This window comes from Streptomyces sp. NPDC047453 (assembly GCF_040643155.1).
Classification (GTDB): Bacteria; Actinomycetota; Actinomycetes; order Streptomycetales; family Streptomycetaceae; genus Streptomyces.
Genome location: NZ_JBEYTS010000020.1, coordinates 106,047 through 123,190 on the forward strand (window position 1 = coordinate 106,047; position 17,144 = coordinate 123,190).

At 73.4% G+C, this 17,144-nt stretch carries 14 protein-coding genes and 1 pseudogene; 6 read left to right on the plus strand and 9 right to left on the minus strand.

Features of this window, described 5'->3' with window-relative positions:
• Positions 1-3 precede the first annotated feature (3 nt).
• From ABZ818_RS19785 to ABZ818_RS19805, 5 genes are all read right to left on the minus strand, one after another.
• Entirely contained in the window at positions 4-1,752 is a 1,749-nt protein-coding gene (locus tag ABZ818_RS19785; protein WP_361415987.1) for a hypothetical protein, read from the minus strand.
• Between the two features lie 219 nt (positions 1,753-1,971).
• Positions 1,972-2,961, minus strand: coding sequence for a malate dehydrogenase (locus ABZ818_RS19790; protein WP_361415989.1), 990 nt, complete (start codon positions 2,959-2,961; stop codon positions 1,972-1,974).
• A 443-nt stretch (positions 2,962-3,404) separates the two neighbouring features.
• Positions 3,405-4,799: a DUF2690 domain-containing protein gene (locus ABZ818_RS19795; protein WP_361415991.1), complete on the minus strand. Its 1,395-nt coding sequence runs from the start codon at positions 4,797-4,799 to the stop codon at positions 3,405-3,407.
• Between the two features lie 601 nt (positions 4,800-5,400).
• On the minus strand, positions 5,401-5,898 hold the full coding sequence (locus ABZ818_RS19800; protein ID WP_361415993.1) for a DUF3017 domain-containing protein: 498 nt from the start codon (positions 5,896-5,898) through the stop codon (positions 5,401-5,403).
• Positions 5,888-6,742, minus strand: coding sequence for a bifunctional methylenetetrahydrofolate dehydrogenase/methenyltetrahydrofolate cyclohydrolase (locus ABZ818_RS19805; RefSeq protein WP_361415995.1), 855 nt, complete (start codon positions 6,740-6,742; stop codon positions 5,888-5,890). Before ABZ818_RS19805 ends, ABZ818_RS19800 begins: the two co-directional genes overlap by 11 nt.
• Positions 6,743-7,011: 269 nt before the next feature.
• Here ABZ818_RS19805 and ABZ818_RS19810 point away from each other — a divergent pair, with 269 nt between their 5' ends.
• From ABZ818_RS19810 to ABZ818_RS19825, 4 genes are all read left to right on the plus strand, one after another.
• A complete protein-coding gene (locus tag ABZ818_RS19810) occupies positions 7,012-7,614 on the plus strand; it encodes a hypothetical protein (RefSeq protein ID WP_361415997.1) in 603 nt (200 codons plus the stop codon).
• Positions 7,615-7,728: 114 nt separating this feature from the next.
• Entirely contained in the window at positions 7,729-8,475 is a 747-nt protein-coding gene (locus ABZ818_RS19815) for an FHA domain-containing protein (RefSeq protein ID WP_361415998.1), read from the plus strand.
• Positions 8,472-10,034 carry a protein kinase gene (locus tag ABZ818_RS19820; protein ID WP_361416000.1) on the plus strand — a complete coding sequence of 521 codons (1,563 nt, stop codon included), beginning with the start codon at positions 8,472-8,474 and terminating at the stop codon, positions 10,032-10,034. Before ABZ818_RS19815 ends, ABZ818_RS19820 begins: the two co-directional genes overlap by 4 nt.
• A 110-nt stretch (positions 10,035-10,144) precedes the next feature.
• A complete protein-coding gene (locus ABZ818_RS19825; RefSeq protein ID WP_361416002.1) occupies positions 10,145-10,501 on the plus strand; it encodes a hypothetical protein in 357 nt (118 codons plus the stop codon).
• A gap of 74 nt (positions 10,502-10,575) precedes the next feature.
• Here the strand turns inward: ABZ818_RS19825 and purH are convergent, their stop codons facing one another.
• On the minus strand, positions 10,576-12,138 hold the full coding sequence (gene purH / locus ABZ818_RS19830; RefSeq protein ID WP_361416004.1) for a bifunctional phosphoribosylaminoimidazolecarboxamide formyltransferase/IMP cyclohydrolase: 1,563 nt from the start codon (positions 12,136-12,138) through the stop codon (positions 10,576-10,578).
• Positions 12,135-12,764 (minus strand): phosphoribosylglycinamide formyltransferase, encoded by a 630-nt coding sequence (gene purN / locus ABZ818_RS19835; RefSeq protein ID WP_361416006.1) that lies wholly within the window; start codon positions 12,762-12,764, stop codon positions 12,135-12,137. Before purN ends, purH begins: the two co-directional genes overlap by 4 nt.
• A gap of 325 nt (positions 12,765-13,089) precedes the next feature.
• Between purN and ABZ818_RS19840 the strand changes: the two genes are divergently transcribed.
• A complete protein-coding gene (locus ABZ818_RS19840) occupies positions 13,090-13,881 on the plus strand; it encodes a hypothetical protein (RefSeq protein WP_361416008.1) in 792 nt (263 codons plus the stop codon).
• Here the strand turns inward: ABZ818_RS19840 and ABZ818_RS19845 are convergent.
• Positions 13,871-15,811: a DUF6350 family protein gene (locus ABZ818_RS19845; protein ID WP_361416010.1), complete on the minus strand. Its 1,941-nt coding sequence runs from the start codon at positions 15,809-15,811 to the stop codon at positions 13,871-13,873. The genes ABZ818_RS19840 and ABZ818_RS19845 overlap by 11 nt on opposite strands.
• Positions 15,812-15,907: 96 nt before the next feature.
• On the opposite strand from ABZ818_RS19845, the gene ABZ818_RS19850 reads away from it, so the two are divergent.
• Positions 15,908-16,807, plus strand: coding sequence for a sigma factor-like helix-turn-helix DNA-binding protein (locus ABZ818_RS19850; RefSeq protein ID WP_361416012.1), 900 nt, complete (start codon positions 15,908-15,910; stop codon positions 16,805-16,807).
• A gap of 206 nt (positions 16,808-17,013) precedes the next feature.
• On the opposite strand, the pseudogene ABZ818_RS19855 reads toward ABZ818_RS19850, so the two are convergent.
• A pseudogene (locus ABZ818_RS19855) lies at positions 17,014-17,144 on the minus strand (succinate--CoA ligase subunit alpha); the annotation flags it as partial.

Below are 17,144 nucleotides of genomic sequence, written 5' to 3' on the forward strand. Positions count from 1 at the left end.
CGGTCACGGACCGTCGGTGGTCGGGGAGGTGGTGGTCGGGGGGTGCGCGCCGTCGTCCGTGGCGGAGGTCGCCCGGGCGTGCGCGCCGATCGCGAACGTGCTGCGCGCGACCGAGTCGATGTGCACCCCGCCGTTGCTGATGTTGACGACCTTCTGGACGAACTCGCCCGTCCGGTAGCCGTGTTCGGTCAGGGCCGTGCGGACGCCGTGCGCGATGCGGTCCTGGATGCTGCGCAGGTAGCGGTCGACGTCCATCTGCTGGAACAGCGAGCGGGAACGGGCCGCGCCCAGCTCCCGTACGGACACGGCGGGACCCTCGGGCAGGGCGTTGCCGTAGCCGCCGGTGAGCAGCTGCCAGCCGTGACCGGCGGCCTGGAACAGGGTGAGCAGGGAGCGGACCGCTGAGACGGGGACCTGTCCGGCAGCCCAGGTCGCCCTGCCGAACGCGCTGTTGGTACGCAGCTGATGGGCCGTCCGGTCGGCGTCCTTGAAGTCCTCCCGGACCGGCATCAGCACATGCGGGGCGATCTCCAGCATCAGCATCCGCCCCTGGGTGTGGATGCGCACGTAGACGGTGACGACCAAGTCCTCCTCCCAGCCGCCGACCCGCACCCGCAGGAAGTGCCGCCGTTTCTCGGCGCCCTCCTCCACGGCCCGGTCCCGGTGCGCCTCGAAGGCCTCCGGGCCGTACGGGGCGTCCTCCCGGCGGGTCATGCCCTCGGCGGGCAGGAACACGCACTCGTCCAGCTCCAGCCAGCGCAGCCGGTCGCGGACCGCGTGCCCCGCGTACCGCGGGGGCAGCCGCAGGCCCTCCAGGAGCGACCGGACGGTGTCCAGGACCGTGCGGTTGCTCAGCGGGAGCGGCTTCTTCCCCTCGGCGGGGCGCATCTCGACGGCGAGCACCCAGGTGTCGTGGGCCTTGCCCGCGCCGCAGAACGGGCGCGACTCGCGGTACATGACCAGCGGGGCGTGCTGTTCCAGCCGGATGCGCTCCTTCAGCCGCTGGAAGCGCGGGCTCTCCGCCCGCTCCGCCGGGTCGGAGGCGGCGTCCGGGAAGCGCTCCGGGGCCAGTTCGCCACCCAGGGCGCGGGCGAACTGGCTGCGCTGGACGCCCGCGCACACGGCGACGGCCAGGAACAGCACGAGCGCCAGCCAGGCCTGGAGCGCGCCGATCGTGCCGTGGCCGCCGAGCATGCCGGCCAGTCCGGGCAGCAGGCCCAGCAGGAAGCCCTTCGGTCCGTCGACGTAGCCGTAGCGGGCGGCCTCGGCCTCCTCCTTGCTGGAGAACGCGGCGACCACGGTCGCGATCAGGAGGACCCCGAACACCAGGCGGCCCAGCCAGCGCATGGCGAGCGCCGCCGCCTTGCGTCCCGCCGGCTCGCGCGGGTCGTCGCCGCGGACGGCCACGCCCGTCGCCAGCAGCAGGCCGGGCAGCAGGTAGACGGCCATCGCTCCGCCGGTCAGCGGCCACCCCACGATCCACAGGCCCACGATCGCCGCGGCCCAGCTCACCTCCACGCGGCGGGCGCGCAGGGCGTGGGCCAGGACGCGCGCCGCGTCGAAGCCGAGGGAGGGGGCCACGATCCGCTGTTCGTTGAGGTGCAGTTCCTCGATGACGCGGTCCCGGAAGGCGGGGTCCAGATAGGTCCCCGCACACAGCAGCCGGGTGGCCTCGCTCGCGTGCGGCGGCACGGGCGGGGGCACGTCCGGGGGCGTCGGCTGCGGTTGCTGCGGCACGGATGCGGTGCTCACGCGACTCCCCCGAGTGCGAACGGTCCTCAGCGCTACGGAACTGATGAACCATCAGCATAGGGGGACGGAAAGCCGCGAGGGAAGCGATTTGTCAAGAGGACACCACGGTGACACGAGCCACACGACGGCCGTCTCCTTCGCTCCCGAGCGGGCGGCACGAACGCGCAGGCCCCGCTCCGGCCGGAACCGGAACGGGGCCTTGCGGACAGGCGTGGTGGCTCAGATGAGGCCGAGCGAGCGGACCGCCTCGCGCTCCTCCGCCAGCTCCTTGACGGAGGCGTCGATGCGGCTGCGGGAGAAGTCGTTGATCTCCAGACCCTGGACGATCTCGTACGAGCCGTCCTTGCAGGTGACCGGGAAGGAGGAGATCAGGCCCTCGGGAACGCCGTAGGAGCCGTCCGACGGGATGCCCATGGAGGCCCAGTCGCCGTCGGCGGTGCCGTTGACCCAGGTGTGGACGTGGTCGATGGCGGCGTTGGCGGCGGAGGCGGCCGAGGAGGCGCCGCGGGCCTCGATGATGGCCGCGCCGCGCTTGGCGACGGTCGGGATGAAGTCGTCGGCCAGCCACTTCTCGTCGTTCACGACCTCGGCGGCGTTCTTGCCGGCGATCGTGGCGTGGAAGATGTCGGGGTACTGGGTCGCGGAGTGGTTGCCCCAGATGGTGAGGCGCTTGATGTCGGCGACCGTCGAGCCCGTCTTCTTGGCGAGCTGGGTCAGCGCGCGGTTGTGGTCCAGGCGGGTCATCGCGGTGAAGCGCTCCGCCGGCACGTCCGGCGCGGCGGCCTGGGCGATCAGCGCGTTGGTGTTCGCGGGGTTGCCGACGACCAGGACCTTGATGTCGTCCGCGGCGTGGTCGTTGATGGCCTTGCCCTGCGGCTTGAAGATGCCGCCGTTGGCCTCGAGGAGGTCACCGCGCTCCATGCCCTTGGTGCGCGGGCGGGCGCCGACCAGGAGGGCGACGTTGGCACCGTCGAAGGCGACGTTCGGGTCGTCGCTGATGTCGATGCCCTGGAGAAGCGGGAACGCGCAGTCGTCGAGCTCCATGGCCGTGCCCTCGGCGGCCTTCAGCGCCGGCGTGATCTCCAGGAGGCGCAGTTTGACCGGCACGTCCGCGCCGAGCAGCTGGCCGGAAGCAATGCGGAAGAGCAGGGCGTAACCGATCTGGCCGGCCGCGCCGGTGACGGTGACGTTCACGGGAGTGCGGGTCATGGCGTTCTCCGTATGACAGCAGGCGGTGGGGCGTCCCTGCCCCGGGGTGCGGGATCCCGCCGCCGGCCGGTGACCGGCGGCGCCGCGATGACCGATCACTCAACGGATGATCGATCTCTTGGCGTCAAGAGAGATCCGGCCGTCAGGCTATCGCCTCTCCGGCATCCCGGTGGGTCGGGCCCCTGTGGCCCGGCCCACAGAGCGGCCCCTTGACGTGGGAGAGGCGGCCGCCCGTCCGGGAGAGGAGGGACGAGGGCGGCCGCCGGATGGGGGTTGCCGGAAAACCGGACTCCCGTGGGGGTACTGTCCGCGTGCCCGGTTCGGCGGCCCCCACACCTGTCCCGTGCCACTTGTCACCCGGACGGGCCCGGACCGCCGCCCCCGGTCTCACTGACCCGGACCGCCGCCCCCGGTCTCACTGACCCGGACCGCCGCCTCCGGTCTCACTGACTGGTGCACCCCGTCTGTCCCGACGCCAGCGTCGCGCACGCCTTGGCCTGCGTCGCCTCCCGCACCGCGACCATGGGCGTGTACGCGATCGTCTCGCCGGCCGCCGCGAGGGTGCCGCGCTCCGTGCGCGCGCCGACCGAGACCCGGACCTCGTCGCCCTGAACGGCCTGGGTGATACGGGCCCAGGCGGCACCGCAGGTCTTGCTGTAGCGGACCTCGACCAGGGTCGTGCCGACGGTGACGCTCTCGACCGTGCTCACCAGGTTGCCACTGCACCCCATGGCCTCGGCGTCCTTGCCCGTGCAGCCGTCCGCGACGCACTTGACACCGGGCGGCAGGCTGACGTCGGCGGACGGGGAAGGCGACTTGGCCGCGTCCGCGGCCTTCTTGTCGTCCCCGCCGCGGGTGAGGAAGAAGACGGCGCCGATCACGGCCAGGGCGCTGGCCGCGCCCGCGAGGAACATCATCACCTGCCGCTTGCGCGCCCCGCCGCCGGAGGAGGAGGCGGGCCGGGGAGACCGCGGAGGCTCGCCGTGCGGGCCCGGGGAGCCCTGGGTGTACGGACGGCCGGGGTCGCCCTGGGCGTACGGGACGGGGGAAGCCGCGGAGTGCGGACCCGGAGGTCCGGCAGCCGGCACGGCGCCGCCGGGCGGGGACGCCGCGGCACCGGGGGCGCGTCCAACCGCCCGGGACGGTCCCCGGTAACCGGCCAGCCCCCAGGAGTTGCCGCCCGACGCCTCGGAATCGGAACCCGATCCGGTGGTGGGGTCGGGGCGGGCGCCGGAGGCGGAGCCGGGGTCCGGGCCGGCGCCGGGCGCGACGGGCGTGGGAGCGGCGGCCGGGAGGACAGCCGTTCCCGAGACGCCCTCCGAGGCCGGCGACGCCTTCCTCGCCGTGCCCTCACGGGCGTCGGCGTCGGACGCCGTCGGCTGCACCGGCACCGCGGGGGACGCGCCCGCCGGGCCCGCGCTCCCCGGGGCCGCCGTGGCGGTGCCGTTCCTGCGGGCCGCCTTGCCCCCGCCCGCCTCGGCGCCGGGTGCCGCCGCGCCGAACTCCCCCAGCGCGGCGCGTGCCTGGGCTATTCGGATGGCCTCCATGGTCCGGTCGTGACGCATCTCCGCACGGCTCCAGGCCCGTTCGGCCAGTTCCCACATGGTGGTGAGATGGACCGGATTGGTGCCGGTGACCTCGGCGAGAGCCACGACCGCACCCTTGGGCGCCAGGAGCCGTCCGTTGAGATAGCGCTCCCAGGACGTCTTGCTGTAGCCCGTGCGATCGGCCAGCGCGGCGATGCTCAGGCCGCCGCGGTCCACGAGCCTCCTCAACTGGCTCGCGAACTCCCTTATCTGTGGATCGAGTTCATCGGGCAAGGCCTTCCAACGAGGCATCGCTTCCCCTTCCCCCCGGTACGTGCTGGTTGTTCCCCGCGCATGACGTCCTGTGCCGAGTCCGTGCCCTCGGTCTTCGGTGTTCTTCAGTGTGCTTCGGTGTTCGTCGGTGTGCTTCGGTGTTCTTCGGTGTTCTCGGTTCTCGTTACCCACAGGAGTGCGCCCCGCCAGGATCTCAGGTCCCACTTCGGGGGCGCACGGGAGCATTCGAACCGAAGCGCGCGCCGGTGCGCCGGCTGCCCACGCTAGCCCGATGGGGGGAATGCCTCACCCGCGCGGCGGGCTCTGTCGACACATCGGCACATCCCGGATCCCGGCGTGACCTCGTGCGCCGCAGAGGTCACGCCGCAGAGGTCTCCGGCTCCCCCGGCGAGGCCGGGTCAGGGCCTGTAGCAGAGCGCGGACACCGTAGCGGAACGGTCACTTCCGTGCCACAGCGCACGGACAGGCGTTGAACAGCCCGTTCACGGTGCAGGAGGGTTGGTCCCGGCGGCGGCCCGTCCTGACTCGGGGGAGAGGATGGGCCGCCATCGTACGGCTACAGGGCCTCTCGTTTGGATCAGGCCGGACCAGGGAGCCGGCCTGATCCAAACGAAAGACCCTAGCCGTTGCGGACGGTGAAGTGCAGCGCGTCGTCCAGGAACGGAATCTCCAGCCAGGGCTTGGGCTGGACCATCAGCGCCAGCAGGACGATGACGCAGCCCAGCAGGCCATAGGTGACGATGTCCGTGAAGCGGGAGCGGACCGCGAGCATGCCGACCCGGGGCAGGAACCAGCGCAGCCCGGCCCCGCCGAGCAGCGCGAGCCCGATCAGCAGCAGACCGAACCTGAAGGCGTCGAAGGCGGTCACCAGCAGCCCGAGCCCCACCGTGCCCAGCACGGCCAGCAGCGGCCACTGCCGGGCGGGCGCCGGTGCGCCGCCGGACGCGGCCCGGCCGCCGCCCTCCGGCCGCGCGGTGTCCCGCGTGAGCGTCGGAAAGCGGCCTGCGCCCCGGCGCGGCTTCCCGGCGGCGGCCGGCACGCCGACCGCGTCCCGTACCTCTGTCTCCGGCTCCGCGGGAGACGGCTCCCGCCCGGTGCCCTCCGCCTCAGCCGACACTGCGCTCCGCCGCCTCGACCACGTTCACCAGCAGCTGGGCGCGGGTCATCGGGCCGACTCCGCCGGGGTTCGGGGACAGCCAGCCGGCCACCCGGGCCACGTCCGGGTGGACATCGCCGACGATCTTGCCCTCGGCGTTGCGGGAGACACCGACGTCCAGGACGGCCGCGCCGGGCTTGACGTCCTCGGCGCGGATCAGGTGCGGGGAGCCGGCCGCGGCGACGACGATGTCCGCGCGGCGCAGGTGCGCGGACAGGTCGCGGGTGCCGGTGTGGCACTGGGTCACCGTGGCGTTCTCGCTGCGCCGGGTCAGCAGCAGCGGCATCGGCCGGCCGATGGTCACGCCGCGGCCGATGACCACGACCTCGGCGCCCTTGATCTCCACGCCGTGGCGGCGCAGCAGCGTCAGCACGCCGTTCGGGGTGCAGGGCAGCGGGGCGGGCTCGTTGAGGACGAGCCGCCCGAGGTTCATCGGGTGCAGGCCGTCCGCGTCCTTGTCCGGATCCATCAGCTCCAGGACGCGGTTCTCGTCGATGCCCTTGGGCAGCGGCAGCTGGACGATGTAGCCGGTGCAGGCGGGGTCCTCGTTCAGCTCCCGGACGACCGCCTCGATCTCGTCCTGGGTCGCGGTGGCCGGCAGTTCCCGCTGGATGGAGGCGATGCCGACCTCGGCGCAGTCGCGGTGCTTGCCGGCGACGTACTTGCGGCTGCCGGGGTCGTCCCCGACCAGGATCGTGCCGAGTCCGGGCGTGACGCCCTTCTCCTTCAGCGCCGCCACACGGGCGGTCAGATCGGTTTTGATCTCGGCTGCGGTGGCCTTGCCATCGAGAATCTGGGCGGTCATGTCCTTATCCTCGCGGATGACCGGCTCGCGGTTCCAATCCGGGAGGTCCCGCCCCTCTGTCCGCGCCGGCGCCCGCGGCCGTCTTGATCGGTGATGTTGCACTTGCACAACACATCCGGAATGCGGCTGGACAAGTAAGTCGCCGGTAAAGAACCATGATGACCACAGTGCCGCGGGCAGCTCTTCGGGGGGACGACCGCACTTCTGTGAACTCTCCTCCGTACGGTGCCGCGCGTCCCCGCACCTGATCGACGGAGGAAGCAACCGCCATGAGTTACGGCGACTCGAACAACCCCTACGGCGCGCCGCAGCAGCCGCCCCAGCAGCCGGCCCCGCAGCCCGGTTTCGGCTACCCGCAGGGCCAGGCCCCCGGCTACGGCTATCCGCAGGCCCCGCCCGTGCAGCAGCCGTACGGCGCACCGGTGCCGCAGACGATGCCGGGCACGGTGAAGGCGGCCCGCGTGCTGCTGTTCGTGCTCGGTGGTCTCCAGGCGCTCGGCGGCGTGCTGATGATGGTGGCGAGCAAGTGGTTCGCCGACAAGATCGAGGAAGCGGTCTCGGCCGACAGCAGCATCTCCGCGGCGGACGCGGACAAGGCGGCGAGCGTCGGGGCGGGCGTCATGATCGGCCTCGGCGTCTTCGTTCTGGCGTTCGCGTTCTGGGCGATCTTCACCGCCGTGAAGGTCCCCACCGGGCGCGGCGGCGTGCGCGTCTCCGCGATCGTCTACAGCTCGTTCGTCATCCTGTTCAGCCTGGTGAGCCTGGTGGGCGCCAACGTATTCGCGCTGCTCAGCCTCGCCATGGGCATTCTGATCATCGTCTTCTGCGCCAACAAGGCCGGCGGCGCCTGGTTCAACCGCCCCAGCTACTGAACAGTTCGCGCCAATTGCTCCAAGGGCCGTGTCGGAACCACACAAAATGGGACACGGCCCTGGTGCGTCGCCCTGGTCTGGATTCCGTAGCCGTCAGGCACGGGGAGACGCACCTTGTACAGCATCATCGTGGTACCTCCGCCGACCACGGGGGACGAGCGACACAGCACCCAGTTCCGGCTCGCGCCCTGCGAGCGCCTCGCCTTCGGGCGCTCCGCCCCGGACAACGACCTGGTGATCGCGCACGACGGGGTGTCCCGCCGCGCCGGTGAGATCACCGCGCACGGGGCGTTCTGGATATTGAGCAACCTCTCCGCCCGCCACACGTACGTCGTGGAGAACCCGGAGGGCGCCGGCGAGCACATGAAGGTCGCACCGGGGCGGCTGGACGCGCCGGTTCCCTTCGAGTTCTCCCGGATCGTGCTGCCCGCGGCCGGGGACCTGCTGCCCATCGAGGTGTGGGCGCCACGGCACGACTATCTGTGCGGCACGGGCGGAACCGACGGCGAACCCACCGCGCCCGCCTTCTCCGTGGACCGCAGCAAGCGCTACTTCGCGGTGCTCGCCGCCCTGTGCGAGCCCCGGCTGCGCGGTGATCCGCACGCCGCGCCGCCGACCGTCGACCAGGTGGTCGAGCGGTTGCGCCCGGCCTGGCCGGCCGCGTCGCGCACCTCGGTGCAGTGGAACATCGACTACCTGGCCGTGAAACTGCGGCTGAAGCCCGGCCCGGAGACCGCCGAGACCGGCCCCCGCCTCAACGGGAAGAAGGAGTCGCTGGTCTCCCTGGCCCTGCGCTTCGACCTGGTGCGGGAGGACGACCTGACCGTCCTCGCGGGCCGGCCGAGCCGGGCGTCCCGGTGACCGAGCCCTACGCCGTGCCGGTGCCCCGCGGTTACCGGGTCGGCGTCTGGGAGGTGCGCAGGCCCATCGCCACGGGCGCCTTCGGCAGCGTCTACGAGGGGCGCCGCACCGGCGGCGACGGAACGCTGCCGCGCACGGCCGCCCTGAAGTTCCTGCCCACCGGCACCGGCACCCCGCGCCAGCTGACCCACCTGCGCGAACTCGTCGAGCGCGAGGTCGCGTTGCACCGCAGGCTGCGCCGCCCGCGGCTGATCCGGATGTACGAGACCCTCACGGTCGACGACCCCGCCAGCCCCGGCCTGGACGGCGCCACCGTGCTCGTCCTGGAGAAGGCCCAGGGCTCGCTGGCCGCCCTGCTCGACACCGGTCCCCGACCCGCCTCGGGGCCCGTACTGCTCGCGCAGATCTGCGAAGGGCTCGCCCAGTTGCACCGGGCGGGCTGGGTGCACGGGGACCTGAAACCGGCCAACGTGCTGCTGATGCAGGACGGTTCGGTGCGCCTGGCCGACTTCAACATGGCCGCCGAACTGGAGGGCACCCACGCCTACACCCCGGCCTTCTGCACCCCCGACTACACCCCGCCCGAACTGCTGTGGTCCGAGATCGGCGAACGCGGGCGCCGGATCCGCCCGTCCGCCGACGTGTGGGCCTTCGGGGTCCTCTCCCACCTGGTCCTCACCGGCGCCTTCCCGCTGCCCGGCGCCACCCCGACGCTCCGCCGGGACGCGGCCGCCGCCTACGCCGGCGGCTCGCGGGAACTGCGCCTGTCCCCCGAACTCCCCGATGCCTGGGGGGAGATCGTCGGCGGCTGCCTGGCCCGTACGCACGAGGACCGCATCGGCACCGAGGCCCTGCTGCGCCGGGTCGCGGCCGCGGCCGGGACGGCCCGCCCGCCCCGGATCCCGAAGATCCCCCCGATTCCCGCGGCCCGCCGCCGGCGCCGCGCGGTCGTTCTGGCCGCGGCGCTCGCCGCGGCCGCCGTGGCCGCGCTCGCCTACGACGTCGGCACCCGCGCGGACCGCCCGCCCGACGCCAAGGGATCCGCGCCGGAGGCGACGGCCGCCGCGTCCGGTTACGGCGCCGCCGAACTCCGCACGGACCGGGGCGTCCCCGCCGTCTACCGGCGGCTGATCGTCGACTCGGCGCACGGCTGCGCGCGGCCGGACGTCACGCCCGCGCTGATCGCCGCCATGCTGAAGGCGGAGAGCGACTTCGACCCGGGCCTGTCCGACCCGGCCGAGGACGAGTACGGCATCGCTCGTTGGACCCCCGAGGTGCTGCGCTGGTGGATACGGTCCGACGGGCAGCCGGCGCCCTCGGTCCCCCGGCCTCCCTTCTCCCCCGCCGTGTCCGTCCCGGCCATGGGCCGCTACCTGTGCTACATCGAGCCGCGGCTGGAGGCCGGGCTGCCCGGCGACCGGCGGGTGCTGATCGCCGCCGCCTACCGGACGTCGTACCGGAAGGTGAACGCGGCGCGCGGAGTTCCCCCGAAGTACCGCGACTACGGGGCCCGTGTCGCGCGCTACCTCAAGGAGTACACGCCGCCGGGCGGGAAGTGACCCTGGGACTTCCGAGGTACCGCGGCCGCCACCGGCGCGGCACGGTGGAGCCGTCCACCCCACGGGGTGGCAGGACCTCGACTCAGTCAACAACGAGGGGGAACCCAGTCATGACCATCATCCGCAAGGCGCTCGCCGCGGGCGCCGCGACCGTCACCGCCGGCGCCGCTCTCGCCCTCGGCATGGCAGGCAGCGCCCAGGCCGCGTCGCCGTGCTGGAAGAGCGGCTCCGCCTGGTACTGCAACAACGCCTCCGGCGCCAAGGTCTACAAGAGCACCAACACGGGGTCCGTCGTGGGCCGCATGTACTCCAACCCGTCCTGGTTCGTCTGCAAGTTCGACGGCGGGCAGAACCACGGCGGCCCGCACCCCACCCGCTGGGTCTACACCCAGGCGGACAACGGAGCCCGGGGCTGGATGAGCGACAACGACATCGCCTCGGAGACCAACCCGCTGCCCTCGTGCTGAGGTCCGCGTGAGCGCGGCCTCCGGCTCTCTCCGCGAGAGAGCCGGAGGCCGCGGCCGTCAGGGGCGTTCGCCGATCAGTGGAAGAAGTGGCGGGTCCCGGTGAAGTACATCGTCACGCCCGCCTTCTGCGCGGCCTCGACGACCTGCTCGTCGCGGATCGAGCCGCCCGGCTGAACGATCGCGCGGACGCCGGCGGCCATGAGGATCTCGGGGCCGTCGGGGAACGGGAAGAACGCGTCCGAGGCCGCGTAGGAGCCGCGGGCGCGCTCCGCACCGGCCCGCTCGACCGCCAGCTTGCAGGAGTCGACACGGTTGACCTGGCCCATGCCGACACCGACCGAGGCGCCGTCCTTGGCGAGCAGGATCGCGTTGGACTTCACCGCCCGGCAGGCCCGCCAGGCGAAGGCGAGCTCGGCCAGCTCGTCGGCCGGCAGCGCCTCGCCGCTGGCGAGGGTCCAGTTGGCCGGGTCGTCGCCGTCGGCCTGGAGCCGGTCGGTGGCCTGGAGCAGCACGCCGCCGTCGATGTGCTTGGCCTCCACCCGGCCGCACGGGCCGTTCGGGGCCTTCAGCACCCGGATGTTCTTCTTCTTGGCGAGGGCCTCCAGCGCGCCGTCCTCGTAGTCCGGCGCGACGATGACCTCGGTGAAGATCTCCGCGACCTGCTCGGCCATCTCCTTGCTGACCGGGCGGTTGACCGCGATCACCCCACCGAACGCGGACAGCGGGTCGCAGGCGTGCGCCTTGCGGTGCGCCTCGGCGACGTCCGCGCCGACCGCGATGCCGCACGGGTTGGCGTGCTTGATGATCGCCACGCACGGCTCGTCGTGGTCGTACGCGGCACGGCGGGCGGCGTCCGTGTCCGTGTAGTTGTTGTACGACATCTCCTTGCCGTGCAGCTGCTCGGCCTCGGCGAGTCCGCCGACCGGGCCGCCGGTGTAGAGGGCGGCGGGCTGGTGCGGGTTCTCGCCGTAGCGGAGGGTGTTCTTGCGCGCATAGGTGGCGCCGAGGAAGTCGGGGAAGGAGGACTCGTCGACGGGCGCGTAGGAGGAGGCGAACCAGGAGGCGACGGCCACGTCGTAGGCGGCCGTGTGCTGGAAGGCCTCGGCGGCCAGGCGCTTGCGGGTGGCGAGGTCGAAGCCGCCCTCCCGCACCGCGGCGAGGACGTCGGCGTAGCGGTCCGGGCTGGTGACCACGGCCACGGACGGGTGGTTCTTGGCGGCGGCGCGGACCATCGAGGGGCCGCCGATGTCGATCTGCTCGACGCACTCGTCGGGCGAGGCGCCGGAGGCGACGGTCTCGCGGAACGGGTAGAGGTTGACCACGACGAGGTCGAAGGGCTCGACACCCAGCTCGCCCAGCTGCCGCCGGTGGTCCTCCAGGCGCAGGTCGGCGAGGATGCCGGCGTGCACCTTGGGGTGCAGGGTCTTGACCCGGCCGTCCAGGCACTCGGGGAAGCCGGTGAGGTCCTCGACCTTGGTGACGGGCACGCCGGCCGCGGCGATCCGGCCGGCGGTGGAGCCGGTGGAGACGAGTTCGACGCCCGCTTCGTGCAGCCCGCGCGCGAGCTCCTCCAGGCCGGTCTTGTCGTAGACGCTGACGAGCGCGCGCCGGATGGGCCGCTTGTTCTCGGCGGTCACTGGATAACTACCTTTCGTCCCTCGATGCGATAGCCGTTGCGGGCGAGCCGCCCCACGACCTCGACGAGCAGCCTTCGCTCGACTTCCTTGATGCGCTCGTGCAGCGCGCTCTCGTCGTCCTCGTCCCGGACCTCGACCACGCCCTGGGCGATGATCGGGCCGGTGTCGACGCCGTCGTCGACGAAGTGGACGGTGCAGCCGGTGACCCTGGCGCCGTACGCGAGCGCGTCCCGCACACCGTGGGCCCCGGGAAAACTGGGCAGCAGGGCGGGGTGCGTGTTGACGAACCGCCCGCCGAACCGCGCGAGGAACTCCTTCCCCACGATCTTCATGAACCCGGCGGAGACGACGAGGTCGGGCTCGTGGGCGGCGACGGCCTCGGCCAGCGCCGCGTCCCACTCCTCGCGCGTGCCGTAGTCCTTGACCTTCCGCACGAAGGTCGGCAGCCCGGCGCGCTCGGCGCGCGCCAGCCCCTCGATGCCGTCGCGGTCGGCGCCCACGGCGACGACCTCGGCGCCGTAGGCCTCGGCTCCCACGTCGGCGATCGCGTCGAGGAGCGCCTGAAGATTGCTGCCGGATCCGGAGACCAGCACGACGAGGCGCTTGGCCACGGGCTTGGCGGCCACGATGGGGCCCTTTCTCGGGGAAGCTGTTTTGTACGGTCGTACGAATGCTTCGCGCCCCCGGATACGGGGAAGCCTACGAAGCGGCCGACCGTCAGCAACGATACCGGCACTTCGGACGGCCCCCATGGGACGGGGGCGTGGCCGGAAGGTAGCGTCTGGGAGGAGCTGGTACGGGAACGCACCGCACCCACCGTGCGTTCACGCGATGAGAGATCCCGGACCGTGGGCACCCAGCGCCTTCGGGGGAACCTCTCCACCGGATCGTCCGTGCCGGAACGGTCGTGCCAGATCAGTCGTGACTCACCAAGGGGAAGACGCTCACTTGATGCCGGACCGCAGCCTGCGACTCCTCACGCTCCCTCCCCAGTCGGCGCAGGGAGGGCGGCGCGGTGCCGTGTTGGTGCGGGAGCGCCCGTCCTCGCCCCCGGACGCGTCCTCGGACGGACGGGACGGCGCCGGACGCGGCAGCGCCACCCCCGACGACAACCCCTTCGCACCGCCCTCGGAGGGCACCCCCGACCGCCCGTGGCGGCCCCGTCCCCAGTCCGGCCGTGACGCCTCCTCCGAGGGCGGATCCGACGGGTCCGGCGAGGGCGGCGGCCAGGCCCCCTGGGGCAGCCAGTGGAGCGACCGCCAGCCCGGCCGCTCCTCCAGCGGCTTCGGCGAGCGCCCGCAGCGACCCGGCGGCGGCCCGCAGAACCCGAGCGGCGGCCCCGGTCCGCGCTGGGACCCCACCGACCCCGCCCAGCGCCGTGCACGGTACGCCCTGCTGTGCGGCATGTGGGCCTTCTTCTTCGCCCTGTTCAGCTGGCCGTACGTGGCCCTGCTGCTGGGCGCGCTCTCCCTGTACTGGGGTGTCAGCTCACTGCGCGCCAAGCCGCGCGGGCACGGCCCGGACGGCCCGGCGCCCGAGGGCCGCCCTCAGACGACGGCCGCGGTCAGCGGCCTGGTCACCGCGTCACTGGCGCTCGCCCTGGTCGCCGTGAACTTCACGGCGCAACTGGTCTACCGCGACTACTACTCGTGCGTGAACGACGCCCTCACCAACGAGGCCAAGCAGGCCTGCGACCAGCATCTGCCGGCTGAGCTGCGGGCAGTGCTGGGGATCAGCGACTGACGGGGGCGTCCGGCGCGGGGGGTTCCTCCGCGCCGGAGTCCTGCGCGGGGGGGCGTGGCGCGAGGGGTTCGCGCGGGAATTCCCACGGGGATTGCCACGCGGAAGGTTCCCGCCGGGCGGGCGGGGCCACGGGGTTCCCGTGACCGGGGGCCGGAGGGGGATCCGCCGGCTTCGGGGGAACGGGTGGCCTCACGGATCCTTCCGGCTTCGCGGGCACGGACGGCTCCACGGTTCCTTCCGGCTTCGTGCTCTCCTGCGCCGCACCGGCCTCCCGCGGCGCCTCCGTCCCCGCCGCCGTTTCCTTCGGCGCGGCCCGGCGGGCCTCCTGGTCTCCGTCGCCCTCGCGCCAGGAGGGGGGTCCCGGCACCGGCGGGTCGAAGAGCAGGACGTCGTACGGCTCGAAGACGTCGTCGTAGCGAACGGGGACCGGCGTGGGCTGCGGAGGCCGGGGCTTCGCGGCCTTCGCCCGCAGGAGCAGGCCCCACCGGCGCACTCTTGCGCGCATGGCTTCGGCGGGCAACGGACGCGGCATCGTGACGGTCGTGCCCGCCTGGGGTTCGCCGGTCTTCGGCTCGGCCGCGCCGCCCACCGCCACCCGGCTCGAGCGGCAGCGCCACGCCCGCAGCGCCGCCGCCGTCGGCACGGCCGCCGTCGCGGTCCACACCAGCGCCGCCGCACCCACCTGCCACCCCACCGGCCCGAACCGGGCGAGCGCCGCGCCCCCGAGCGGTCCGCCGGCCAGTGCCGCAAGCACCCCGAGAACCGCCGCGCACAGCAGAGAGGCCAGCCCGGCACCGGCCACCGTCCGCCGCCACGACCAGGCCCGCACGCCCGCGCGTGCCTCCCCGCCGTCCGGCGCCGCGCCGCCCCGCTCCTCCCGCACCGCCGACCTGGCCACGAACCAGCCCATCGTCAGCCCGGCCGTCACCGGCAGCGACGCCGTCGCCCAGTTCAGCGCGGTGCCGGGGCCGGGGTCGGGAACCGCGGCGAGCAGCGGGAAGGGCGGCAGCAGCGGGGCCGGGGCGGAGGACAGCGGGCCGACGGCATGACCGGCGCCGAGCACGAAGCCGGGTCCCAGGGAGTACGCCGCCGCCCACAGCATCGCGTTCGGCAGCAGCGCCAGGCACAGCAGCAGTACGGCGAACCGTCCCGACCAGCCCTCGGTCAGCTCCAGGAAGGCCCCCTGGACCATCCCGGCGTGCACCACCAGCGACACCGCGAGCATCAGCGCCCCGCCGCCGGCGAACACCATGGCCCCGGCCCCCGCCGCCCGCGTCGCGACACCCAATCTCGCCCGCGGCCCCGGCCCGAGGAGCAGTCGCCTCACACCACCCGGCAGCCGGTGCAGCGCCCGCTCCAGGGGTGCGCGGGGACAGCCGTACGCCGTCCACACGCCGCTGCCCGCGGCCGCTGCGGTGACCAGCGGTACGCACACAGCCGCCCACGCCCACGAGGTCCGCAGCGCACCGCCGTCCGCATACGCGGCGGCGCCGGATCCGACGGCGAGGTAGCCGAGGACGACGCCCGTCCAGGCGGTGCGCGGCGGGACGAGCGGCCCGCCGTCGCCCTGGTCGGTCGCGTCCCGGGCCGCCCGGTGCACCAGCAGCGCGGGCAGCGCGAGCAGCACCAGCGGGGTCACCCCGACGGGCGCGGGGACCCCCGTGAGGGTTTCGGTGCGGATCAGTTCGGCGCCGTGCGCCAGCAGCCACAGCGCGCCGGCGACGTGCAGCGCGCCGCCTGGTCCGCTGTCCGGATACGGCGAGCTGATCCACAGCGCGACGACGAGCACGGTGAACGAGCCGAGGCCGAGCCCCGCCGCGACCGCACCGCCCAGAAAGCAGGCTCCCAGGCCGGGTGAGCGGTCCCGCAGGCGGGTGCGAAGGCGTGACAGCGGTGGACGTCTGCGGGTCGTCTGGATCACGGCCTCCATGCTCCCAACGACACAGGCTTTCCAGGCGCAACAGGCGAACCTCCGCCGTGTCCCTCAATATATGAATATGTGCCCATTCACACGGAGGGACGCATCATGACGAACAGTCATGCGAACCCGCGGCCATCCCCCGCGGAGGGCCGACGCTTCGGCACGGCTGCCTCCCTGACGCGGGATCAGGCCGTCGACGAGGCAGACAGCGCCCTGACACCCGCTCAGGCCTTCGACGCCCTGTACACGTTCTGCGCCCCCGTGCTCGTACGGCAGGCCTATCTGCTCACCGGCCGGCACAAGCAAGCGCGCGAGTCCGTGGAACAGGCCTTCCAACTGGCCTGGCAGCGCTGGCCGGAGGTGGCCCACGACCGGGACCCGGCGGGCTGGGTGCGGGCGGTGGCGTACGACTGCGCGCTGTCCCCCTGGCACCTCTTCCGCCGGCGGGGCCACGCCCCCGACCCGCCGTCCGACCCCGCGGACCGCGCGCTGCTACGCGCCCTGCTGCGGCTCCCGCCGTCGTACCGCCGCACCCTGGTGCTCTACGACGGTGTCGGCCTCGACCTGCCCGAGACGGCGGCGGAGACGGAGGCGAGCACCCCGGCCGCGGCGAGCCGGCTGATGCACGCGCGCGAGGCGCTCGCCGCGCGCCTGCCGGAGCTGTCCGATCCGGCGGAACTGCACCGGCGGCTGGTCCGCCTGGCCTCGACGGTGCGCCTCGGGGCGGGCGAGCCGGCGGGCGCGCGCACGGCCGGGGAACGCCGGACCCGGTTCTGGACCCGGTCCGCCATCGCCTTCACGGCCACCATCATCGGCGCGACGACGTTCACCCTGCGCACCGCCCCCACCCACTACCTGGCGCGGGTGTCCCCCGGGCACACGGTCAAGGGGCTGCCGGTGCAGGGCGTACTCGGCCCGCTCTCGCCGGAGGCGCTCAAGGTGAGCGCAGAGCTGAGGAAGGAGGCGGCGGGTGGGCCGGAGCGGCTGGCACCGGAGCCCAGATGACTCGGCTGGTCCGCCGACCGGCTGGTCCGCTCCCGAAAACGCTGATGGGTCTCTGCGGAGAACGCCGGTGCGTCTCCGCGGAAAACGCCGTGCGTCTCCCGGAAACGCCGGTGGGCCCGCCCCCGTCTGGGGTGGGCCCACCGGACCGGCTCAGAGAGCTCGGCCGCCGAGGGCGGCCGTGTTCAGCCGCCTGGGGCGGCCGGTGCTCAGCTGCCGAGGATGGCGCGAGCCAGCTTGGCCGTCTCGGTCGGGGTCTTGCCGACCTTGACGCCCGCGGCCTCCAGGGCCTCCTTCTTCGCCTGGGCGGTACCGGAGGAACCCGAGACGATGGCGCCCG

What these genes read in the sequence shown, in the direction of transcription:
- ABZ818_RS19850 (WP_361416012.1), top strand. Translation starts at nt 15,908, where the DNA reads ATGACGAACAGTCATGCGAACCCGCGGCCATCCCCCGCGGAGGGCCGA.
- ABZ818_RS19840 (WP_361416008.1), top strand. Translation starts at nt 13,090, where the DNA reads ATGCCGGACCGCAGCCTGCGACTCCTCACGCTCCCTCCCCAGTCGGCG.
- ABZ818_RS19810 (WP_361415997.1), top strand. Translation starts at nt 7,012, where the DNA reads ATGAGTTACGGCGACTCGAACAACCCCTACGGCGCGCCGCAGCAGCCG.
- ABZ818_RS19825 (WP_361416002.1), top strand. Translation starts at nt 10,145, where the DNA reads ATGACCATCATCCGCAAGGCGCTCGCCGCGGGCGCCGCGACCGTCACC.
- ABZ818_RS19845 (WP_361416010.1), bottom strand. Translation starts at nt 15,811, where the DNA reads ATGGAGGCCGTGATCCAGACGACCCGCAGACGTCCACCGCTGTCACGC.
- ABZ818_RS19790 (WP_361415989.1), bottom strand. Translation starts at nt 2,961, where the DNA reads ATGACCCGCACTCCCGTGAACGTCACCGTCACCGGCGCGGCCGGCCAG.
- ABZ818_RS19795 (WP_361415991.1), bottom strand. Translation starts at nt 4,799, where the DNA reads ATGCCTCGTTGGAAGGCCTTGCCCGATGAACTCGATCCACAGATAAGG.
- ABZ818_RS19805 (WP_361415995.1), bottom strand. Translation starts at nt 6,742, where the DNA reads ATGACCGCCCAGATTCTCGATGGCAAGGCCACCGCAGCCGAGATCAAA.